Origin of the sequence: uncultured Marinobacter sp., assembly GCF_947259545.1 — a bacterium.
Lineage (GTDB): Bacteria > Pseudomonadota > Gammaproteobacteria > Pseudomonadales > Oleiphilaceae > Marinobacter.
In genome coordinates, this window is record NZ_CAMYMK010000002.1 from 197,185 (window position 1) to 217,400 (window position 20,216).

General features: G+C 57.8%; 17 protein-coding genes. 14 read left to right on the forward strand and 3 right to left on the reverse strand.

The features are described 5' to 3' along the window. Nucleotides 1-6: 6 nt before the first annotated feature. Entirely contained in the window at nucleotides 7-1,257 is a 1,251-nt protein-coding gene (nhaD, locus tag Q0Y21_RS01095; RefSeq protein WP_297790713.1) for a sodium:proton antiporter NhaD, read from the reverse strand. A 296-nt stretch (nucleotides 1,258-1,553) separates the two neighbouring features. Here nhaD and mqo point away from each other — a divergent pair, with 296 nt between their 5' ends. The 5 genes from mqo to Q0Y21_RS01120 all read left to right on the forward strand — a co-directional run bounded on the left by mqo (nucleotide 1,554) and on the right by Q0Y21_RS01120 (nucleotide 9,153). Beyond that, the gene (mqo, locus tag Q0Y21_RS01100; RefSeq protein ID WP_297790715.1) at nucleotides 1,554-3,035 is read left to right on the forward strand and encodes a malate dehydrogenase (quinone); all 1,482 of its coding nucleotides are present in this window, start codon (nucleotides 1,554-1,556) and stop codon (nucleotides 3,033-3,035) included. A 156-nt stretch (nucleotides 3,036-3,191) separates the two neighbouring features. Further along, entirely contained in the window at nucleotides 3,192-4,424 is a 1,233-nt protein-coding gene (locus Q0Y21_RS01105) for a carboxylate--amine ligase (RefSeq protein WP_297790717.1), read from the forward strand. A 53-nt stretch (nucleotides 4,425-4,477) separates the two neighbouring features. After that, on the forward strand, nucleotides 4,478-6,508 hold the full coding sequence (locus Q0Y21_RS01110; RefSeq protein ID WP_297790719.1) for a hypothetical protein: 2,031 nt from the start codon (nucleotides 4,478-4,480) through the stop codon (nucleotides 6,506-6,508). Nucleotides 6,509-6,545: 37 nt separating this feature from the next. Further along, on the forward strand, nucleotides 6,546-8,216 hold the full coding sequence (locus tag Q0Y21_RS01115) for an acetolactate synthase large subunit (protein WP_297790721.1): 1,671 nt from the start codon (nucleotides 6,546-6,548) through the stop codon (nucleotides 8,214-8,216). A gap of 46 nt (nucleotides 8,217-8,262) precedes the next feature. Then, a complete protein-coding gene (locus Q0Y21_RS01120; RefSeq protein WP_297790724.1) occupies nucleotides 8,263-9,153 on the forward strand; it encodes a hypothetical protein in 891 nt (296 codons plus the stop codon). A gap of 27 nt (nucleotides 9,154-9,180) precedes the next feature. Here Q0Y21_RS01120 and Q0Y21_RS01125 read toward each other — a convergent pair whose 3' ends face one another. Both Q0Y21_RS01125 and Q0Y21_RS01130 read right to left on the reverse strand, forming a co-directional pair. Further along, nucleotides 9,181-9,882, reverse strand: a complete 702-nt coding sequence (locus Q0Y21_RS01125) for an outer membrane beta-barrel domain-containing protein (protein WP_297790726.1) — start codon at nucleotides 9,880-9,882, stop codon at nucleotides 9,181-9,183. Next, nucleotides 9,852-10,583, reverse strand: a complete 732-nt coding sequence (locus Q0Y21_RS01130) for an SH3 domain-containing protein (RefSeq protein ID WP_297790728.1) — start codon at nucleotides 10,581-10,583, stop codon at nucleotides 9,852-9,854. Before Q0Y21_RS01130 ends, Q0Y21_RS01125 begins: the two co-directional genes overlap by 31 nt. A 439-nt stretch (nucleotides 10,584-11,022) precedes the next feature. Here Q0Y21_RS01130 and Q0Y21_RS01135 point away from each other — a divergent pair, with 439 nt between their 5' ends. The 9 genes from Q0Y21_RS01135 to Q0Y21_RS01175 all read left to right on the forward strand — a co-directional run bounded on the left by Q0Y21_RS01135 (nucleotide 11,023) and on the right by Q0Y21_RS01175 (nucleotide 20,199). Beyond that, on the forward strand, nucleotides 11,023-11,679 hold the full coding sequence (locus tag Q0Y21_RS01135) for an AraC family transcriptional regulator (RefSeq protein ID WP_297790730.1): 657 nt from the start codon (nucleotides 11,023-11,025) through the stop codon (nucleotides 11,677-11,679). A 4-nt stretch (nucleotides 11,680-11,683) separates the two neighbouring features. Next, nucleotides 11,684-13,474, forward strand: a complete 1,791-nt coding sequence (locus tag Q0Y21_RS01140) for a hypothetical protein (RefSeq protein ID WP_297790732.1) — start codon at nucleotides 11,684-11,686, stop codon at nucleotides 13,472-13,474. Beyond that, complete coding sequence (locus Q0Y21_RS01145; RefSeq protein ID WP_297790734.1) at nucleotides 13,464-16,310, forward strand: tetratricopeptide repeat protein; 2,847 nt, start codon at nucleotides 13,464-13,466, stop codon at nucleotides 16,308-16,310. The genes Q0Y21_RS01140 and Q0Y21_RS01145 overlap by 11 nt, the downstream gene beginning before the upstream one ends. Beyond that, on the forward strand, nucleotides 16,291-17,136 hold the full coding sequence (locus tag Q0Y21_RS01150; RefSeq protein ID WP_297790736.1) for a tetratricopeptide repeat protein: 846 nt from the start codon (nucleotides 16,291-16,293) through the stop codon (nucleotides 17,134-17,136). The genes Q0Y21_RS01145 and Q0Y21_RS01150 overlap by 20 nt, the downstream gene beginning before the upstream one ends. Before the next feature lie 9 nt (nucleotides 17,137-17,145). Then, nucleotides 17,146-17,460, forward strand: a complete 315-nt coding sequence (locus Q0Y21_RS01155) for a hypothetical protein (protein ID WP_297790738.1) — start codon at nucleotides 17,146-17,148, stop codon at nucleotides 17,458-17,460. Nucleotides 17,461-17,566: 106 nt separating this feature from the next. Beyond that, nucleotides 17,567-18,181, forward strand: a complete 615-nt coding sequence (locus Q0Y21_RS01160) for a MotA/TolQ/ExbB proton channel family protein (RefSeq protein WP_297790740.1) — start codon at nucleotides 17,567-17,569, stop codon at nucleotides 18,179-18,181. A 19-nt stretch (nucleotides 18,182-18,200) separates the two neighbouring features. Beyond that, nucleotides 18,201-18,728 (forward strand): biopolymer transporter ExbD, encoded by a 528-nt coding sequence (locus Q0Y21_RS01165; RefSeq protein ID WP_297790742.1) that lies wholly within the window; start codon nucleotides 18,201-18,203, stop codon nucleotides 18,726-18,728. Next, complete coding sequence (locus Q0Y21_RS01170; RefSeq protein WP_297790745.1) at nucleotides 18,725-19,231, forward strand: biopolymer transporter ExbD; 507 nt, start codon at nucleotides 18,725-18,727, stop codon at nucleotides 19,229-19,231. Before Q0Y21_RS01165 ends, Q0Y21_RS01170 begins: the two co-directional genes overlap by 4 nt. A 14-nt stretch (nucleotides 19,232-19,245) precedes the next feature. Then, nucleotides 19,246-20,199, forward strand: a complete 954-nt coding sequence (locus Q0Y21_RS01175; protein WP_297790747.1) for an AgmX/PglI C-terminal domain-containing protein — start codon at nucleotides 19,246-19,248, stop codon at nucleotides 20,197-20,199. Nucleotides 20,200-20,216: the final 17 nt, after the last annotated feature.

The following is a 20,216-nucleotide window of genomic DNA, read 5'->3' on the forward strand; positions in this document are numbered from 1 at the left end:
GAAACCTCAGTGAATGAAACGACCCAACATGAACACCCCTGCATAGCCAAGGGTGTATGCCAGCAAAAGGTGGCCAAGATACCGCATATAGGTAGCGAAGGTCAGCCCGGAAATCTTGCTCATAGCTACAATGCCCGCGGCCGAACCGATGACCAGCAGAGAGCCGCCAACACCGACGGCGTAGGTCAGCCCCATCCATTCACCGGGGCTCATTTCAATGCCGGATTTCAGTAGGGCGGCCGTCAGTGGCACGTTGTCGATGATCGCAGAGAAAATACCCATCAGGTAGTTGGCCGCGACCGGGGGCAGGACATCGTAAATGGCCACCAGTGATTGCAGGGCTTGGATTTCCTTGAGCATGCCCACCAGCAACAGGATGCCGAGGAAGAACAGCAGGGTTTCAAACTCGATCACGCGGATGTATTCCAGGATCGGGTCCAGGTCACTGTCCGTACTCATGAATCGGGAAACCAGGAACATAATGGACAGGCCAAACAGGAAGGTCAGTACTGGCGGAATGCTGAACAGGACATTGCCGGAAATGGTGGAAATGATGGTCAACAGGAACAGAATGCTGATTATCGCATCCACCGGACGTACCCGGTGGCTGGATGCGTTGAGGGTCACCGTGCCGGTCAGTCCCCTGGACAGGAAAACGGCCAGGATGAACACGGTGATGGATGCTGGTATGGCAAGGGTCAACAGGGTCAGGATTTCCACCTTGTCCGCCAGGAAGATCATCAGCGTGGTGACGTCCCCGGTGATCAGTGACACGCCGCCGGAATTCACGGCAAAGACCACCAGCGTGATGAACTGAATGCGCTTTTTCAGCTCAAGGTCGAGTGAGAGGATCAGCGAACATGAGACTAAAGTGGCGGTGATATTGTCTGCCAGAGACGAGAAAATAAAGCAGAAAAGACCAGTCAGAAACAGCAGCTTCCGCTCGCTTACCTGTTTCGGCATGATCAGGTACACCACGTTTTCGATCATACCCTTCTTGTTAAGGTACGCGACAAACGTCATGGCCGCGACCAGGAAAAGCCAGAGACCGGCTATCTCAGCGATGCTATCGGCAAGTCCTGCGGAGATGGCAGACGTTTCCGTGGCGTCCTCGCTGAACACAAACAGCAGCATCCAGCTCAGCGTGCCGAAAAAAAGTGTAACCTTGGCTTTGTTGACGTGAATGACTTCTTCAAAAATAACACCCAGCAAGGCCAGGAGGGCCAGGAATACAAGAACAGGCTCGAGACTGAGCATAAGGCATCCTGAAAGTGGGTTGTAATTGATAAGCGGCAGGATTTTAGACCTTTGACCCGCTGGCGGCTACTGCTGCGTGATTAAAGCAATCGTCGGGATGGTCCCTCAATGGGGTGTAAAACGTACCCATTGACTATCGCAATTTATTCTTGGGGCGAAAACCGGGATAATTGCGCCACATATTCGGACAGGAAGCCGCTGCCGGGCCCTAGACTCCTTGCTCTGCAGGCTTCCCAAAGACCTCTTTGCTGATCGTGAAGAGGTAACAGGCTCAAAACCAAGCAGGGTGAAGACCAATGGCCGTAAGACAGGCAGATGTAGTGCTGGTCGGCGGGGGCGTCATGAGCGCCACCCTCGGCATGATGCTCAGGCAGCTGGACCCATCATTGGACATCATCATGGTGGAACGTCTCGATCACGTTGCCCATGAAAGCACCGATGGGTGGAACAACGCAGGCACCGGCCACGCCGGCTACTGCGAATTGAATTACACCCCCGAAACCGAAGATGGCGATGTGGCCATCGAGCGGGCCCTTCAGATCAACGCCTCCTTTGAAGTGTCGCTGCAATTCTGGTCTTACCTGGTCGAGCAGGGCAAGTTACCGGAACCTACATCGTTTATTAACCGTACGCCTCACCAGAGCTTTGTCTGGGGAGAGAAGGACGTGGCCTTCCTCAAGCGCCGCTACGAGAAGCTCAGCAATCATCACCTGTTCCGGGAAATGGAATACACCGAATCCCTGGATGATCTGGCCGAGTGGATGCCGCTGGTGGTCAAGCACCGTGATGCCAAGCAGCCGGTAGCGGCAACTCGGATCAAGCATGGCTCGGACGTCGATTTTGGCTCTCTCACTCGCGGCATGGTCAAGTACCTGGAAAGTACGCCCAACTTTGAGCTGATGCTCAGCAGCCCGGTTCACTATCTGGCGAAACGGGACAATGGCCGCTGGAAAGTGCGGGTAAAAGACCAGAAAACCGGTGAAGTCAAGAAACTGGAAGCCGGCTTTGTGTTTCTCGGGGCTGGCGGTGGCGCCCTTCCGATGCTGCAAAAGTCCAATATCGACGAGGCTCGTGGTTACGGCGGTTTCCCGGTCAGTGGCCAGTGGCTGGTCTGTCAGGAACCGGAGGTTGTCAAACAGCACCACTCCAAGGTTTACGGCAAGGCGCCTATCGGCGCACCGCCGATGTCCGTACCACACCTGGACACCCGCATTATAAACGGCGAGCCGGCATTGCTGTTCGGACCGTTTGCCGGGTTTACCACCCGTTTCCTGAAGCAGGGGTCGGTGTTTGACCTGTTCGGATCGGTGAAGCCCACCAACCTGCGTCCGATGCTATCCGTGAGCAGGACCAACATGGATCTGACCCGCTACCTGATTGGCGAGGTGTTCCAGTCCCACACTGAGCGTGTGGCATCCCTGCGCAACTTCTTCCCGAACGCCCAGGAGCAGAACTGGAAGCTGCAGAGCGCTGGCCAGCGGGTGCAGATCATCAAGCAGACGCCGGATGGTGGCGGTAAACTCGAGTTCGGTACTGAGATCGTGGCGGCCAAAGATGGCTCGCTGGCGGCCCTGCTGGGTGCATCCCCCGGTGCTTCCACCGCAGCCCATGCGATGATTGACGTTATCGAACGCTGTTTTGCTGACAGGATCAAAACTGCCGAGTGGCAGGATCGCATGAAAGAAATGGTTCCGTCCTACGGTCAGTCGCTGGTCGACGATGAGTCCTTGCTCAGGAAAGTGCGTGACAGAACGCTGACCACGCTGCAATTGGGCTGATATAATCAATTGATCTAAAAACAGCAAAAGCACCACGGATACTGGTTCAGTGACCGGTGTCTTTGGTGCTTTTTGCGTGTAATCAGCGGGAGAATATTTGCGATTTGTGCTGAAACCTCTAGCTTAATAGGTACATCCCCTGAAAGGAGTACTACTGTGAGTGAGCACAAGTTCAATCCGGAGAAAGGATACATCGCTCTGCTGGGGTGGAGCCTCAACGCCATTGAGGCCGCAGACAAATTTGACCGTCGTTATGTCGTGGTTGCCCCGGACTGGGCCGAAGCATACTGCACAGAGCACAATATTCCGTACGTGCCCTGGAACTTCGAGCGCCTGAATGATCGTTCTTTCGAAATCGCCCAGACCCTCAAGAAGATGGGGGTGAATGTGGCAATCCCGCTGTTTGAAGAGACCGTGGAATGGGCTGGTGCCATCAACTCGGTGCTGCTGGATAGCCCCCGTCTCTTTGGTCAGGCCATGTTGTTGCGTGACAAGGCATTGATGAAGCGCCGTGCCCAGCTAGGTGGGATTCGTGTCGGTATTTTCGAAGAGGCCCATGACAAAGAAGATGTGGTGCGATTCCTCAAACGGGTCAACCAGACACTGTTGAAACTGGATGGTGACCCCAATGACCCGATCCACCTGAAAGCCTTCGACAAGGCAGGCTGTCTCGGGCACCGGGTGATTCGTACGCCGGACGAAGTGGATACCATTCCGGACGAGGAGTTCCCGGTGTTGATGGAGTCCCACCTGGACGGCTGGGAGTTCGCGGTGGAAGCCTGGATCCATAAAGGTAAGGTTGCGTTCCTTAATATTTCGGAATACGTGACCCTTGGGTATTCAGTGTTTGTGCCGGCGACACCTGATCTGGAAAAGTATCGCGCGCAGATTACCGCCGAGATCGAGAAGCTGATCAAGACCTTCGACATCGAATTCGGATTTATACACCCCGAATACTTTGTCACCAGCGACAGCACCATGTATTTTGGTGAGGTGGCTTACCGTCCACCGGGCTTCAAGGTCTTTGAGTTGTTGGAGCGGGCCTACGGCTTTAACGCCTACCAGGGGCTGATTCTGACCTTTGATCCGAAGACCACCGAGGAAGAGGTGAAGGCCTTTTTCCCGAAAGAGGTGGTGGACGCCAAGGGCTACGCCGGTTGTTTCGGTGTGTATCCCCGCCGTCGGGTGGTCAGCAAGCTGGAAATGCCCGAGGAGACCGAAAACCACGAGTATTTCGAGTCCCACGAGCTGACACCACCGGTCGAGGAAACCGTCACCAAACGCACGGCGTTTGGTACCCATTGGGGGTTGATCTACTTCTTCGGTGAAGACCCCTATGTGATGCGGGATCTACTTAAACACCAGGAAGAACTGGATTTCTATGTATAATTCCGTCAGGAATTACTAACAGTGGGTCTGGTCCAGGCCCTGAGGAAGACAGTTTGAGCGACTCCGACGCTGGCAGCTCTGTATCGGCCGTCAACTTTGAAAAGCTGATACAGAGACTGGATGATGCGATTGAGGCGCTGGAAGACAGCCGCCCCTTTGCCAAGCCTGCAAAGCTTCCCCGGCTGATAGATATTGTCCGCCGGGTGCTGCTGCAGCCGGAAGGCTGCGCAGCCGTGGTCGCGCGGGCGGAAAGGCTGGAGAATGCCGGTGTTTTCCTGGGTACTGACTGGGCTGACCCCGCCATACTCTTGCCGTACCTGACCACCAGCTCCCTGCAAAGCCCCCATGCCGACACCGTTATCATTGAAGCACTCAGTGAATTGCGGTTATTGGCGGTGGCAACCGGGGAGTACCTGCATCCGTCAGTATCCGCGGAGCAGGCGCATCATTACCTGACTCAGGTTCTGGCCCTTAATCTCAGCTTGCTGTTCGGTGAGGGCGGCGAGGCTGAGCGTGAACAGGGTAAGTTGGCACTGATCAGCCGGGGCGTGATCGGGCATGTCGCCAGGGAGGTTGGCTACGAGCATGTCATCGACCGGCTGATTGAGGAAATCTGGCGCATTCTCCAGCAGCGCCCGATCCAGGTCACCAGTGTTCGGCGGATGATCACCCAGATTGCCCTGTGCCGGACTGATCCGGCGATTGACCTGGGTGGTGCCGGGCAGGGCGCGGAACGCCTGATCTCCAGCCTTTATGGTCCGACCCAGGCCTGCCGCGAAGACCCAGGCGTCCCGGTCTACGAGGAGCGACTCCAGTCCATGGACGCCGTGGCACTGCAGAGTGAGGCCACGGGCTTTGCCCGTTCCATGCACGACACCGGACTGGTGTCCCCATACCATGCCGCGTTCGTACGATACACCCTGGAAAAACAGGACTCCCTGCTGACCGAAGCGCTTGGGCTCTCCAGTACCGGGCGTGACTGCCTGATGTGCTACCGGGGGCTGGTCCATGTGTTGGTGACTGAAGGCGTGTTTCCAGAGACGGCTCAAGGATTGTATGGCCTCGCGCTGATGCTGGAGCGGGGCATCCTCTACCAGCCACCGGTTGCGCCGGCACTGTGGCGGCAGGCGTTGCTGGCGATCTGTCCCGAGGCACGCGAGCGAATCCAGCTGGCTTACGGATATTCTCCGCAACCAAAAGCCTGGCTGATTCAGGGGGTGCTGAATATGCTCGGCCAGCCCCTGGGGGTTGGCCAGGGTAATAATCCCACCTGCCAGTCGGCCCGGGCATTGTCCATGTGGGCGTACAACGATCCCGACTATCTGTTGCAAATGGTGGCCTGGGCGGCACGGGATAACGAAATCATCATGCATTTCGAGGGGCAGCCGGTTTCGTCCGCTGAGAGTAGAGGCGGGGTGGCTTCGGAGCTCACCCTGGACCTGGATCCTGTGTCGCTGGTGGTGGTCCCGCATCTGGACCGCATTTACGCGGAGATGGGACGTCTTTGTATTGGCCGCCCGGGGGATCCCCACCAGTGGGTAAACCCGGAATTCCATGGCTGGTCTGCTGGCCGTGGTTTTGCCATCAATGTGGATGTGGGGACCGGTAAACTTCAGGATCTCGAAGGCTTCCTGCGCCATTTCTATGCCAGTTACCATCCGTACTACAATGGTAATCAGCCGCTGATCCATCCGCAGCCGGCCGGTATAGCTGTCACGGACAGCGCCGCGCGGTTTATCGGGTGGCATGCCATTACCATCCTGCGGGTTAACCTGGACCCGGAAGACGTGATGCGGGTGTATTTCTTCAACCCCAACAACGACAGTGGTCAGAACTGGGGGGACGGCGTGGTGGTAAGCACGGCCCGCAAGGGTGAGCGGTTTGGCGAAGCCTCACTGCCGCTCGAGCAGTTTGCATCGCGCCTGTATATCTTCCATTTCGATCCGCTGGAGCGTGGCGAGCCGGCGCGAGTTGACGAAGAAGAGCTGCAACGGGTTATCGATCGGGTGCACAACAGCTGGGGGCGCGACCGGGTGCCGGCTGATACGTCATTGCAGGCGGAGCCCCCACAATCCGGAGCGTAAGCGGCCCACAAGCAGCCCCCTCGGATCAGGAGACTGTATGACCGTAAAGGCCAGAGACAACCTCAATGGTGCGGAAATCTTTGTGCGCGCGCTGGAGAACGAAGGCGTAAAGTACATATTCGCCGTTCCCGGTGAGGAGAATCTGGACCTGCTGGAGGCGTTGCGGGAGTCCGATATTCAACTGATTCTCAACCGTCATGAGCAGGCCGCCGGGTTCATGGCGGCGACCTATGGCCGACTGACCGGGCGGGTTGGCGTTTGCCTGTCGACTCTTGGCCCGGGGGCAACCAATCTGGTCACTGCGGCCGCCTATGCCCAACTGGGTGCCATGCCCATGATGATGATCTCCGGGCAAAAGCCGATCAAATCCTCGAAACAGGGCCTGTTCCAGATCCTTGATGTAGTCGACCTGATGCGTCCGTTGACCAAGTACACGCGACAGATCAGCAACGCCAATACGATTCCGGCGAAGATCCGGGAAGCGTTCCGCCTGGCCTCGGAGGAGCGCCCTGGTGCGGTTCATCTGGAGCTGCCCGAAGACATTGCCGCCGAGATCACAGAACCGGACATTCACATTTTCCAGCCCAGCGATGCGCGCAGGCCGACGGCCAGCACCAAAAGCCTGGAAATAGCCTGTGAGATGATTCACCGTGCGAAGCACCCACTGATCATGATCGGTGCCGGCGCGAACCGTAAGCGGGTGTCTCAGGCGCTGATTCATCTGGTCAATACCAGCAACATTCCGTTCTTCACCACTCAGATGGGTAAGGGCGTGGTGGATGAGCGGCATCCCCGATACCTGGGCAACGCGGCGCTCTCCTCAGGGGATTTCGTGCACTGCGCCATCGACCACGCCGACCTGGTGATCAACGTGGGCCACGATGTGGTGGAGAAGCCACCGTTCTTTATGAAGCCCGGCGGCAAACAGGTTATCCACGTCAATTTCAGCGCGGCGGATGTCGACCCGGTGTACTTCCCTCAGCACGAAGTGGTCGGGGATATTGCTAACAGCGTGGAGTACCTTGCGGCACACTGTCCCCCCTGTGACAGCCATGACTTCAGTCGTTTTATGGAAGTAAAGGCAGCCGTGGACGAGCACGTGCACGCAGGCGAGTCTGACTCCCGTTTTCCGATCATCCCCCAGCGCATTGTCCACGATGTTCGGCAGGTCATGCCTGACGACGGAATCATTGCTCTGGACAACGGCATGTACAAGCTCTGGTTCGCGCGCAATTACCCAGCCTATGACAACAATACCGTGCTGCTGGACAACGCCCTGGCGTCCATGGGGGCGGGCCTGCCCAGCGCCATGATGGCTGCCATGCTATATCCCCACCTGAAAGTGATGGCGGTGTGCGGCGACGGTGGTTTCATGATGAACAGCCAGGAGCTGGAAACCGCCGTTCGCCTGAAGCTGAACCTGGTGGTGCTGATTGTCAATGACAGCGCTTACGGCATGATCAAGTGGAAACAGTCCCAGGAGGGCTTTCCGGATTATGGTCTGGACTACAGCAACCCGGATTTCGTGAAATACGCGGAAGCCTATGGCGCTGTCGGGCACCGGGTAACCCGCACGGAAGACCTCAAGCCGATTCTGAAGGCCGCACAGTCCGCCGGTGGTGTTCATTTGGTGGATGTGCCGGTGGATTACAGTGAGAACAAGCGGGTATTTGATGAGGAACTGGCGGAGCTGACCTGCAACCTGTAAGCGGTGTATGATCGGTATTCCGCTCAGTTTTCAGAGGACCTGTTGAATGCTTCGCTCCGTGTTGAGAATCCTTGCCTGGGTGTCCCTGGCAATTCTGGTGTCTGCCTGCAGTAAACCCAATACCCCGCAAGACGTGGCTGCTGCTTTCTGGCAGGCCATGGCCGACAACGACAGCAGCGACGTGGTCGAGTATTCCACTCTGAACAGTGACTCTGGTTTCGATGCTTATGAACGTGACTGGGCTGACGTGGTGCCCTCTTATGGTCGCGTGGTGATCAATGGTACCGAGGCCTCCATCGTTACCCGGTTGCCGGCGGAGAACGCCGGTGGCAACGAACGCCGGGAAGTCATGACGTATCTTGTCGAGCAGCAGGGGCAATGGCTGGTGGATTACGAACGTACCGGTGAAGCCATCATGAATCCGTCCCCCTTCAGTAGTCTGATGGGACAGCTCAGTGAGATTAGCGACCGCATCACCGCAAGCTTCTCCTCGTCTTCGGATGATATGGAGCGGCGCATGAACGACCTCGCCCGCGAGCTTGAGGCCTACTCCAACGACGTAGCCCGCCGCGCTGACGAGGCCATCAACGAATACGGTCAGGTACTCCGGGACTACATGGAAGAGTTGGAGGAATCCGTTAATCGGGCATTGGAAGAAAATCGCCAGGCTCCGGAAGCCGACCGGAAAGCCCTGGAACAGGCCGCGAAGGATCTGGAAAACGGCAGTGAAGAGCTGACCGACCCGACACTGGAAGCCCTGGCCAATGCGACCCGCACTCTGACCGATACTGGCCAGCGGCTTGCGGAAGTGAGCAGCGAATCCTTTGAGCGCAATCGGGAGGAATGGGCGGAAAAGCTGCAGGAGATCCGCGAGCGTTCTGAAGAGTTTTTTGAGGACCTGAGGGACAGCCTGAGATCTGAAAGCGAGGCGGGGTAGGCCCGCCTTGGCCGGGTGGCCGCCGGATCAGAAGAACAGGGTTAACCCGGATGACAGTTCGATGTTATGAGTCAATTGATCCTCCCGGATCAGGTCACTCTTGAACATATGGTCCCGGAAATCCACATGAACGGTTAGCCAGTCCAGCAGCACCACGCGGAATCCTGTGCCGAAGGTTGTGGTGAAGTTGTTTTCGCCGCCGAACTCGGTGTTGCCGACGCCCCCCACCAGATAAAAGGCTGAGTTGAAGGCCAGGGTGTCGCTGAAAAAGATCTCGCCCGGGAAAATATTGTAGCCCAGCAGGAAATCATAATAGTTAAAGTCTCGGTCCGAACTGCTCAGCAGGCGGACGTTACTGCCACTGAGCTCTTCGAAAGAGGTCAGGCCGGCTTCCGCCATACCGTAGTTGAACTGGATGAAGAAGTCCTCGGTGGCATGGAAGGCCGCACTGACACCAATCAGGGGTTCGGTGCTGAAGTTATCGATGGATAACAGCCCGGCGAAGCCGCCAACTTCGAAAAATTCGGCATCTATGTCTGCTTCCTTGATGGTTCGGGGCTGGACCTCCGGGGCGATGACCTGAACCGGGGCTGGCTTGTCATCAGCCTCAGTTTCCTCAGCCAGTGCCTTCAGTGGCAGCGCGCTGCCGATACCAGCCAGCAGCAGGGCAGCGAGCCCGGTGCGAGTGCCCTTCAGGCTCAAAAGAAAGTGTTCAATCCGATTTTCCATTCGCTTAAACCTGTGGTGTCTGAATTGGATGAAACCGAGTAGACGCGGTACTCGGCCCGGATAAGGAAATTACGGCCAATGTAATAGCTGGCGCCCCCGCCAAAGTTAATGGCGTCAGCATCACCGATATCGCTCAACAGGATTTTCTGACGGGCATCGAAGGAGAAGCGGGAGACACCCGCCAGGGCATAGGGAGTGATGTCCCATTGATGGAACGGCTCGATGATGAGATTGGCGCCGTAGTAATCGCTGGTGACGGACTGGTTATAGATCTTGCCCGCCTCCACTTCCATTCCGGCCCAGCTCAGAGGGCGGTAGCCCAGGGTAAGACTGAAGGCAGTGGAATCCTCGAACCGTCCGGCGGTAAAACCGACCCTCCAACTGGACTCCAGGTACTCGCCATGGCTCACTTCCGGCAGGTCCGCGGGTATACCGGTTGGTGCCAGTGTGCGGCCAAGTTGGGCGGCCTTGGTCCAGCCTTCCTCTCCAGCCGGCGTACGGACCTTGTACCAGTTGGTCTTGCGCTTGAGAATCTCGACCTGTTCGCCTTTCTCGATGACATGGAATATCGGATATCCGCGTCCCGGGGCCGTATGCATCTCAACGAATGGATCGACAACGTACAGCACCACGCCATCACTGTCCTGATCCGCCGCACTCGAAGAGGCGGCCCAGAACAGGCTCGCAATGGCAAAGGCCATACAGGACAAGTGCCTGCCTCTGGGAATCTTCTGCCTGCAATGCTGATTGCCGGTACATCCCTTCATGGTTATCTGTAGCCGCCCAGTCTTTGTTAAAAAATGTAAAATTATGTAAACATTTGTTTTTGTTGAAGAAAAATTCCACTTGCCGGCGGACTTTGAACCTTCGGTGTGGATCGGGCAACTCTGTTTGTCCGGAAACTTGAGGGAAATCACAGAAATGAAACATGAGCGAAAAAGCGTAGGGCAGATCGTAGCGAGCCTGTGCTAGGTTATTTTACGTTATTTGACGAATGGCATTTTCAGAACAAGAAATCTGACCATCGGGAACCAAGGGCCGTTAAAAGAGCTCCCCGGGCAAGAGTCAGAAACCTCAAAAGCCAGTGCCCCGTTTCCAGTCGTAGCCAGCGAATCGAATCAGAGTTGGCGGAGGAGCACCATGGCTAAGATTACAGTTCAAGAGTTTGCCAATTGGGTCAGGCCGGTACGGCATCGGGCGGTTATTGCCATGATGCTGGCGGTGCTGTGTCCGATGACAGGCCAGGCACTGGCGGCGGAAGACGCCAGTAAGCGCGCCCCTGCTGCGGCGCTAGACCAGATCATCGAGACTCCGATGTCTATCCGCAACAGTCGCCAGCAGGCACAGCAGGCGGTCAATGAATTGTCGCGGGACATCCAGGGTCTAAAGCAATCGGTGGTGGCGCTGAACAAGGACCTCCGGGTACTCGAAGAGGATCTGTTATTCCCCGCCAATACGCAGCTCAGTGTTTTCCTGTCCCTGGACGTGGGTGAGTTCTTTCGTCTCGAAGGCGTCAAACTTAAAGTCGACAGTGAAACCGTCACCAGTTATCTGTACAGCGACCAGGAGCGGGAAGCTCTCGCCAAAGGTGGCATGCACCGCCTGCATCTGGGCAATATCAGCCCTGGCGAGCATACCGTTTCCGCATTTTTCATTGGTGCCGGCCCCAATGGGCGTGAGTATAAGCGGGGCACCACCCACACGGTCACTAAGTCCAGCGGTCCGAAATACGTCGAGTTGAGTATCGAAGACTCGGAAGCCCGACAGCAGCCCGAATTCAGCATCCGGGAATGGTGACCCTATGATGCGGATGTGGGAGATAGGAAAGGAGCGCTGCACGCGCCGGCTATTGTCGGTCGGCGTCGCCACGGCGGCAATGCTGGGTGGGGCTGGGCACGGCGTGGCAGCCGAGCAGGTCCAGGACCTGAAGTACGGTGCCATACTCTATGAGTTCTACCAGCAGGACTATTTCGGTGCGCTGGTGGAATACGCTTACGCAGAAGAAAAGGGCGGGATTCATGGTCATGGCACCTATCCGGAATTGTTGAAGGGTGGTGTCAGTCTGTCCTATGGGCTGGATGTCCAGGCCGAGGACATTTTTACCCGGGTGGCCGAGGGCAATGTATCGGACCAGGCCCGTAACCGGGCCTGGTTCTACCTGGGAAAAATGCAATACCAGCGTGGGGACACCGAGCGCGCCGCACACAATTTGTCGAATGTGCGGGGACGGTTGCCAGAGTCGCTAGACGCCGAATACCGCTACCTGGCCGCCCTGGTGAACGTCAAACTCGGTTACTTCGAGGCCAGTGACAGCGTCACTGCCAGCATCGATAGCGATAGCCCGTACGCTCCCTATTTTTTCTTCAACCTGGGCATCGCCTACGGCAATCAGCAGCAGTCCGGTCTTGCTTATGAGGCGCTGGAGCGCGTGGTGTCATACGAAGGCGACAGTGAGGAACTGTCCCGGTTGGCAGACCGTGCCCGCATGGCGCTGTCTTTCCTCCACGCCCGTGAGGGGGAGCACGAACAATCCCGTCAGCAGTTCTCCCAGATACGCACCCACGGCGCCTACTCCAATCGCGGTCTTCTGGGTGCCAGCTGGCAGTCAGTCAATGACGGCGCCTTCCGGGATGCGCTGGGGCCGCTGGAGGTCCTGGCCAGTCGTTCCATCGCCCTGCCGGAGGTGCAGGAAGCACTGCTGCTCAAGCCCCACGTTTACGAGCAGATGGGGCTTGATGGCCGCGCTGCACAAGGATTCATTGACGCCGACAATAAATTCGGCGAGGCATTGGACTGGCTGGATCAGGCCCGTAACGCCCTGGCCGACGCCGACGTCATGGAGCTGTTTGTTCGCAACCTCGACAAGGTGTTGGGGGAGAGTGACTGGTTCGGGCGGGCACCGTCGGTCTCGGTCAATTACCTGTCGCCGTTCCTGGTGGAGCTGATGTCCGACCACAGTTTCCAGTCAGTGCTCAAGGATCTGCGCGATCTCTACGCGATTCGTAACAACCTGGAGTCCTGGAAAAGCCGCCAAAATGACTTCGATGTCATTCTGGCGGCCCGCAGCCAATCCCTGGCGAACGACCATCGAACACAGCAACTCAGTCATCTGGCGGCAACAGCAGGTCAGATCAAGGCCGACCATGATGCTTTGGCCAGCCGCGTGGCCAGCCTGGAACCCGGGCAGCGGGAGCAGGTGCAATGGTTGCTGGACAGCCTGGCCTTCGAAGTGAAGAGCAGTCAGGCCGCCCTGGCTGGTCTGCGAAGTGGCGGCTCAGGTAGCAGCGGCGGCGACTACGAAGCCAAAGTCCAGCGCATGATGACCGCGGTTGACGAGAACGTGGCGCAGACCGAAGCACTGATTACAAAGCTTGAAGACGTGATGCTCACTCTGGTGTCCACCGAACTCGATATCCACGAACAGCGGCTGACGCACTATCAGGTCGAGGCCCAGTTGGCGAAAGTCCGCATTCTTGATCGCTCTCTACTGGAGTTGGACGGCACTGAGACAGATGAGGCGACCGTCAACAGTGCCGGTGTGCAGTCACAGGAAGAAAGCGGGGAGACTGGGGAGCATAACGATGCGATATAGCGCAGTAATGCTGGCATTGTTACTGGGTGGCTGCGGCGCCTTCAATGGCGGTCAAACCATCAGCGGGCTGCAGGACCAGGACCGGGCACTGAACGATATCCCGTTGCCAAGTGTGCGCCATGCCGACGTGCGGGAGGAATACCGCCGCTTACTGGAGGTGGTCGAAGAGCGCAAACTCAAAGAACAGATTGAACGCCGGATTGCCAGCGTGTACATGCTGGAGGGGGACTACCACCAGCTGCTGGGTGTGCTGCCCGGTGACGACGGTTATTTCCCCGAGGCGATCAGCGCCTACCATCAGCTCCTGGAGAAATACCCCGGATCCGACGAGAACGCGGAAGCCATGTATCAACTGGCCAAGGCCTACGACCTGGACGGTCGTGACCGGGAGGCCCAGCAAATCCTCGATCGTTTTATCGAGGATCATCCGGACTCCGAGCGGCTATCGGAGGTGTATTTCCGCAAAGGCGATATCCATTTTCGCCACGAGCAATACGAGGAGGCAGAGCAGGCCTACCAGGCAGTAGTGGCCATCGGCGGGGACTCTGAGTTCCTCAACAACTCCCATTACCTGCTGGGCTGGGCGCGGTACAAATTGAGCGATTACGACCGCAGCCTGATGTCCTTCTCGCGGGTACTCGACCGCCTGGTGCCGGAAGATGGCAAGGTCGAAAAACTGGGCAACGTGGACCGCTCTCTGGTGGACGACACCCTTCGGATCATGAGTGTCGGGCTTGCCCATGCCGGTGGCGCAGGCAAGATCGACGCGATGTTTACGGGGCGCCCCGAGGCGGCCAAGTACACCTGGATACTGTACTCCAGTCTGGGTGAGCATTACCTGGAAAAGGAACGTTACGAAGACTCCGCGTCGTCATTCCGGGCGTTCGTAGAGAGCAATCCGGACTCCGACCGTGCGCCGGAAATGCATTCGGAAATGATCCGGGCCTACGTGGATGGCGAATTCTCCCAGCAGGTGTTGCCGGAGAAGGAACGCTATGTGCGTAACTACGGTATCCGTTCGGAGTTCTGGCAGACCAAACCGGCAGACATCAAGGCCAAGGTCACGCCGAATCTGAAAACCTACATCGATGAACTGGCCCGCCATTACCACGCTACCGGTCAACGCCTGAAGCGGGAGCTGGCGGATGGCAGCGTCAAGGCTTCAAAGGCCGTTGCCATGGCCGGCGAGCAGCGCACCAGCTTCCTCAAAGCGGCGGATTTCTACAGCGAATACGAACAGACCTTCCCGAACGACCCGCGTGTGCCGGAAATGGTGTACATGCGCGCCGAAGCCGCTTTTGACGGCGAAGACTACCCCGGGGCCATCGTCGACTACGAGCGCAGTGCCTACGAGTTCCGCCACCCCGAATACGGTCCGGATGCCGGTTATGCCGCCATTGTGGCCTATCAGAAGCAGGTGGAGCAGGTTATTGCCAGCACCGGGAAGCAGAGCGAGGAGCTGACCGAATGGCGGAGCAAGGCGGTGGAAAGCCAGTTGCGCTTTGTTCAGGAGTACCGTGCGGACGAGCGCTCCGGTGCCGTTCTTGCCAAGGCCTCGGAGGAGCTGTTCGAGCTGGGCCGCTACGAGAAGGCGTTGGAAGTGGCTACCAGCGTGGTCAGTGGCGCAGGCACCGTGGATCGTGACCTCAATCGCACCGCCTATGGCGTAATCGCACACAGCCAATATGAGCTGGGCGATTATGCTGCAGCGGAGCAGGGCTACCGCAAGCAACTGGAATACATCCCGGCCGACAGCGAAGAGTCCGGCAAGGTAACCGAGCGTATGGCCATCACCATCTACAAGCAGGGTGAGCAGGCCCTGGCTGCCGAGGACATGGCCGCTGCCATTGACCAGTTCCTTCGAATCAAGGCCGTTGCCCCCAACACCGATGCGCGGGTGGCTGCCCAGTTTGATGCTGCCACTTACCTGATGAAACTGGAAATCTGGGACCGGGCGTTGACCGAAATGCATGAGCTGCGTCGCCTGTTTCCCAATCACAAGCTCGCCGCATCTTTGCCACAGAAGATCGCCTACGCCTACGAACAGGACGAGCGCTGGGCCAGTGCCGCCAGGGAATACGAAGCCATTTACCACAGCAACGCCAGTGCCGCAGAGCGGCGTGATGCGCTATTCCTGGCGGCTGAACTCTACGAGCAGGCCGGTGAGGAGCAGCAGGCCCTGGCGTACTTCAAAAAGTGGGCATTTGACTACGAAGAGCCGTTCGATACCCGCATGGAAGCCCGCTACCACGTGGCCTACCTGTACAAGCGCCACAACGATCTCAATCGCCACCTTTACTGGCTGCGCCGGGTGATCGATGGCCACAACGAGGCCCCCGGCTCCTGGCAGACCGACCGCTCGGCCTGGCTGGCGGCCTGGGCCAACAACGAGTACGGCGATTACTGGCGCATTGAATTTGACCGGGTGAAGCTGCGGGCACCGCTCAACAAAAGCATTCCCCGCAAGAACGAGAAGCTGAAGAACGCCCTCGACCGATACCAGCAAGCGGCGGAATACGGTGTGCTCGAACAGACAACCCGTGCCAGCTACAACATTGCCAACCTCTATGGCCAGTTCGCCCGGGAGCTGATGGACGCGCCCCGGCCGGCGGGCCTGAGCGATCTGGAAAGAATGCAGTACGAACTGGTGCTGGAAGAACAGGCGATACCGTTTGAGGAGCTCGCAATTGAGCTTCACCAGGCGAATATCGAGCGCTCATGGAACGGCATATTCAACCGCTGGGTGGAAAAGAGCTTTGCAGACATGGCCAGGCTCAATCCGGCGCGATTCGACAAGCAAGAAGTACAGGTGGCTTATGGCGAAGGTATCCGTTAATTCCGTACGTACCGCTGGGATCCTGGGAATATTGCTGGTGTCCGGCTGTGCCGCGCTGCTCCCGCAACCCCAGGACAACAGTACCGTGGATGAGACCAAAGCGTCTCAGCCAATGGTGGCAGGCAGCCCGGCCACGCAATCCGATGCCCGGGCTCCGCTGCCGCAACAGGCGTATACCGCGGAAGGCGAGAAGATTGAATACAGGGCTGAGCCGAACCCCTATACCTCCAGCGACTCTGACGTTCCCCAGGAGGCGAGACTTGCTTTTCAGTCTGCCAGCAAGCTGATGGCTGCTGAACAGTATCGCGAAGCCCGCAAGGCATTCAAAGCAATGACCAGGGACTTTCCGACCCTGTCCGGGCCATGGGTGAAGCTGGGTGAAATTGCCGATAAACGGGATAACGCGCCACGGGCCGAAGCTGCCTACCGTAAGGCCATTGAGGTGAATCCTGACAACGTCAACGCATACATGGCACTGGCGCTGCACCAGCGTCGCCAGGGTGATTTTGACGGAGCCAGACAAACCTATGTTGATGCGCTGGAGCTGTGGAAGGATTTCCCGGGTGCCCATCTGAACCTCGCCATCCTCTATGACCTTTACCTGAACCAACCGGAACTGGCCCAGCCTCACTACGAGGCCTACGACTTCCTCACCAAGGGTAATGACCCCAAAGTCGGCAACTGGCTGGTCGAGGTGCGCCGTCGCACCGGTATTGAAACCAGCTTCATCGATAACCCGCCTCCACCGCCGGAGTTACCTGCGGAATCGTCGGAGCCGGTAGCTGCCGACAAGGGCGCTGAAAACGGTCAGACAGACAAAGGCTAGGAGTTCACCATGTGGAAAAACATCGCGCGACCCGGCTCGCCGCTGGTCGCTGTCACGGTCCTTTTGACCCTGACATTCGCCACGGCGGTGAGCGCCCAGGAAGACATTGACCTGGAAAGCACCTTTGTCGGTGACAAGGAACAGCCCTCGGTAAGTTATTTCATTCCCTGGAAGCCGCCGGAGGGACCGGAAAAGCTGTACCGCTCCATCACCTCCGTCTCAGGACGGGTGTTTGAGGTGGTCGACCGGGATATTCACTCACGAACCATGCAGTTTTACGACGAACTTTCTCTGGAAGAACCGTTGGGTTCTTCTCATGAGTGAGCCAACAAGCAGAAACACACAAACCAATCAAATAGCTAGCTGTGGGGTGTAGACCATGAACCTTTATTCAACAATCGTTTCTTTTTTCCAGGACGGCGGTGCATTTATGCTTCCGATTGCCTTGATACTGATGGTGGGGCTGGCGATTGCAGTGGAACGCTGGTTCTTCCTCAAGCGCGCTTATCAAGCCAACCGGGCAGCCTACTCGGAATTGCTTCCGCTGGTGGATAAAAAGCAATTTGATCAGGCCGAGACAGCGGCGCAAGGCAACGGTTCCGCTATTGGCCGTTTGCTGTCCGTGGCGCTGGACACCAAGCGTTCGTCTCCTCGTCGTGATGATATACACGCTGCCATGCAGGAAGGTGTGATGGAGAGCATCCCCCGGCTGTCCAAGCGCACCAACTACCTGTCCACCCTGGCGAACATCGCCACCCTGTTGGGCCTGCTCGGTACCATCATCGGCCTGATTGCCGCCTTCACGGCCGTAGCCAATGCCGACCCGGCCGACAAGGCCACCCTGCTATCCCAGTCTATCTCGGTAGCGATGAACACCACCGCGTTCGGCCTGATGGCTGCCATCCCGCTGCTGTTGATCCACTCGCTGCTGCAGAACAAGACCCTGGAAATTGTCGAAAGCATCGAGATGGCTGGCGTGAAGTTCCTCAACTCCATCGTTCGCAGCAACCGTGCATCCGTGGCAACACGCGAGTCAGACGCCTGAACAACAGTGGTGTGAAACTATGTTTTCCAAGCGAAGAGAGCTCGAAGAAGCCGACATCGATATCACCGCGTTCATGAACCTGATGATCGTGCTGGTGCCGGTGCTGCTGATGAGCATGGTGTTCAATCACATTGCCATCCTGGAACTGAACCTGCCGGACCTGACCGGTGCGCAGACCTCCAGCGCGGAGGAAAACCGCCAACTGGAAGTGGTGCTGCGGGAGTCCGCTATTGAGGTCTACTACCCCAGCGGTCGCCTGGTGAAGACCATCGATAACATCGAGGGTAAGGAGCCTGAAGCCAGTCGTCACGACTTCAAGACCCTCTCCACCGTGCTGCAGGAAATCAAGCGCAAACTGGCGGCCAGCAACGTCGACAAGCGCGACGCACTGCTGTTGTCCGAAGCTGGCGTCAGCTACCAGTCACTGGTGTCCACCATGGACGCCCTGCGTTCAGCGAAGACCGTGGTGGTGGCCGATGAGGTGGATGTTGAGCTGTTCCCGGAAATTTCCCTGGGCGACGCGCCGAAGAAGGGAGGGAAGTCATGATCGACCAGAAACTGACGTCATTCAGCCTTCAGGGGCAGCACAAGCAGTTCATGAAACCGGCCAAGCTGAACCTGGTGTCGCTGATGGACATTTTCACCATCCTGGTTTTTTTCCTGCTGCTGAATTCTGGCAGCAACGAAATTCTCAAGGTTAACAAGGATATAACGCTGCCTGATTCCACCGCCCAGGAGGCAGCCAGGGAGACCATCACGGTGCTGATCACCGACGAAGACATCCTCGTGGATGGCCGGCCGGTGGCGACCATGGAAGATGTGGTGAATGGCAACGGTTTGATTGCCGGCCTGCAGCAGGAACTGGGTTTCCTGGCCTCGAAGCGCACAGAGCTGACCGAAGAAGAGAAGGTCCTTGGGCGGTCGGCGACCATCCTGGGCGACCAGGAAGTGCCTTACGAGATTCTCAAACGCGTCATGTTGACCTGCGCCAAGGCCAATTACCGGGATCTCTCTCTGGCCGTTTCACGAGTGGCCGGAGGCGGCGCCTAGTCCGGGAGCATTAAATGACGACATTAACAACGACACCCTACGATTTTGCCCTTCCCTGGGACGCCAGTGCGGAAGAAGACAGCCGGTTTAAGCGCATCCTTAAACGCCTGGGCTTGTTGTTCCTGCTGTTCGCGCTGGTGTTTCCATGGCTGCCTTTGCCGGAAATTGAGCGGGAAGAGCAGGAGCGCATTCCGCCGGCCCTGGCGAAAGTTCTGGTCGAACAGCGCAAGGTTGCGCCGCCGCCCCCACCACCGGAACCGGTGAAGGAAGAGGTCAGCGAACAGCCCAAGCCGAAGAAAGAGACGGCGCCGAAACCGGCCCCCAAGAAAGAAGTGCAGGCGGCCCGGAAAAAGGTCTCTACGATGGGCGTCGCGGCCTTCTCCGATGAGTTGTCCTCGCTCCGCAGTTCCGTCGATGTGGCGAAGCTGCAGGCCCGCAACACCAACGTCGAGACCGGCGCAGCTGCCAAGGCCGCCCGTTCCGTTCTCGGGGCAACCTCGGCGACCAAGACCAGTGGCGGTGTGAACAGTTCGGAGATGAACAGCACCGGAACAGGCACCCAGCTTGCCAGCCACGCCTCCAAGGCGGTGGAAAGCCCTATCGGGGGCGGCACTGGCGGCACTGGAGCCAGTGGCGGCTCGGGGAGTGGGGGCGGTTCCCATCGATCGACGGTGGACAGTGGCCGGGATATGGAGTCCATCCGTCGGGTCTTCGAGCAGCACAAGGGCGCTATCTATGCCCTGTACAACCGGGCGCTGAGAAGCGACCCGAACGTCAAGGGCAAGTTTGTGTTCCACATTGTGATCCAGCCTGACGGCAGCATCTCCAGCATCAAGCTGGTGGACAGCCAGCTCGGTGACAAGACGCTGGAGACCAAGTTGCTGGCACGGATACAGATGATTTCCTTCGGTCCGGAGGACGTTGCCGCCACGCCCGTTAACTACAAGTTCGATTTTATGCCTGGTTGACCGGCACGTTACGCCAC

Excerpts from the sequence above, each read along its gene's own strand:
- Q0Y21_RS01170 (WP_297790745.1), top strand. The coding sequence starts at position 18,725 with ATGATCGACCAGAAACTGACGTCATTCAGCCTTCAGGGGCAGCACAAG.
- Q0Y21_RS01125 (WP_297790726.1), bottom strand. The coding sequence starts at position 9,882 with ATGGAAAATCGGATTGAACACTTTCTTTTGAGCCTGAAGGGCACTCGC.
- mqo (WP_297790715.1), top strand. The coding sequence starts at position 1,554 with ATGGCCGTAAGACAGGCAGATGTAGTGCTGGTCGGCGGGGGCGTCATG.
- Q0Y21_RS01135 (WP_297790730.1), top strand. The coding sequence starts at position 11,023 with ATGGCTAAGATTACAGTTCAAGAGTTTGCCAATTGGGTCAGGCCGGTA.
- Q0Y21_RS01160 (WP_297790740.1), top strand. The coding sequence starts at position 17,567 with ATGCTTCCGATTGCCTTGATACTGATGGTGGGGCTGGCGATTGCAGTG.
- Q0Y21_RS01120 (WP_297790724.1), top strand. The coding sequence starts at position 8,263 with ATGCTTCGCTCCGTGTTGAGAATCCTTGCCTGGGTGTCCCTGGCAATT.
- Q0Y21_RS01115 (WP_297790721.1), top strand. The coding sequence starts at position 6,546 with ATGACCGTAAAGGCCAGAGACAACCTCAATGGTGCGGAAATCTTTGTG.
- Q0Y21_RS01140 (WP_297790732.1), top strand. The coding sequence starts at position 11,684 with ATGATGCGGATGTGGGAGATAGGAAAGGAGCGCTGCACGCGCCGGCTA.
- Q0Y21_RS01130 (WP_297790728.1), bottom strand. The coding sequence starts at position 10,583 with ATGGCCTTTGCCATTGCGAGCCTGTTCTGGGCCGCCTCTTCGAGTGCG.
- Q0Y21_RS01145 (WP_297790734.1), top strand. The coding sequence starts at position 13,464 with ATGCGATATAGCGCAGTAATGCTGGCATTGTTACTGGGTGGCTGCGGC.
- Q0Y21_RS01165 (WP_297790742.1), top strand. The coding sequence starts at position 18,201 with ATGTTTTCCAAGCGAAGAGAGCTCGAAGAAGCCGACATCGATATCACC.
- Q0Y21_RS01155 (WP_297790738.1), top strand. The coding sequence starts at position 17,146 with ATGTGGAAAAACATCGCGCGACCCGGCTCGCCGCTGGTCGCTGTCACG.
- Q0Y21_RS01175 (WP_297790747.1), top strand. The coding sequence starts at position 19,246 with ATGACGACATTAACAACGACACCCTACGATTTTGCCCTTCCCTGGGAC.
- nhaD (WP_297790713.1), bottom strand. The coding sequence starts at position 1,257 with ATGCTCAGTCTCGAGCCTGTTCTTGTATTCCTGGCCCTCCTGGCCTTG.
- Q0Y21_RS01150 (WP_297790736.1), top strand. The coding sequence starts at position 16,291 with ATGGCGAAGGTATCCGTTAATTCCGTACGTACCGCTGGGATCCTGGGA.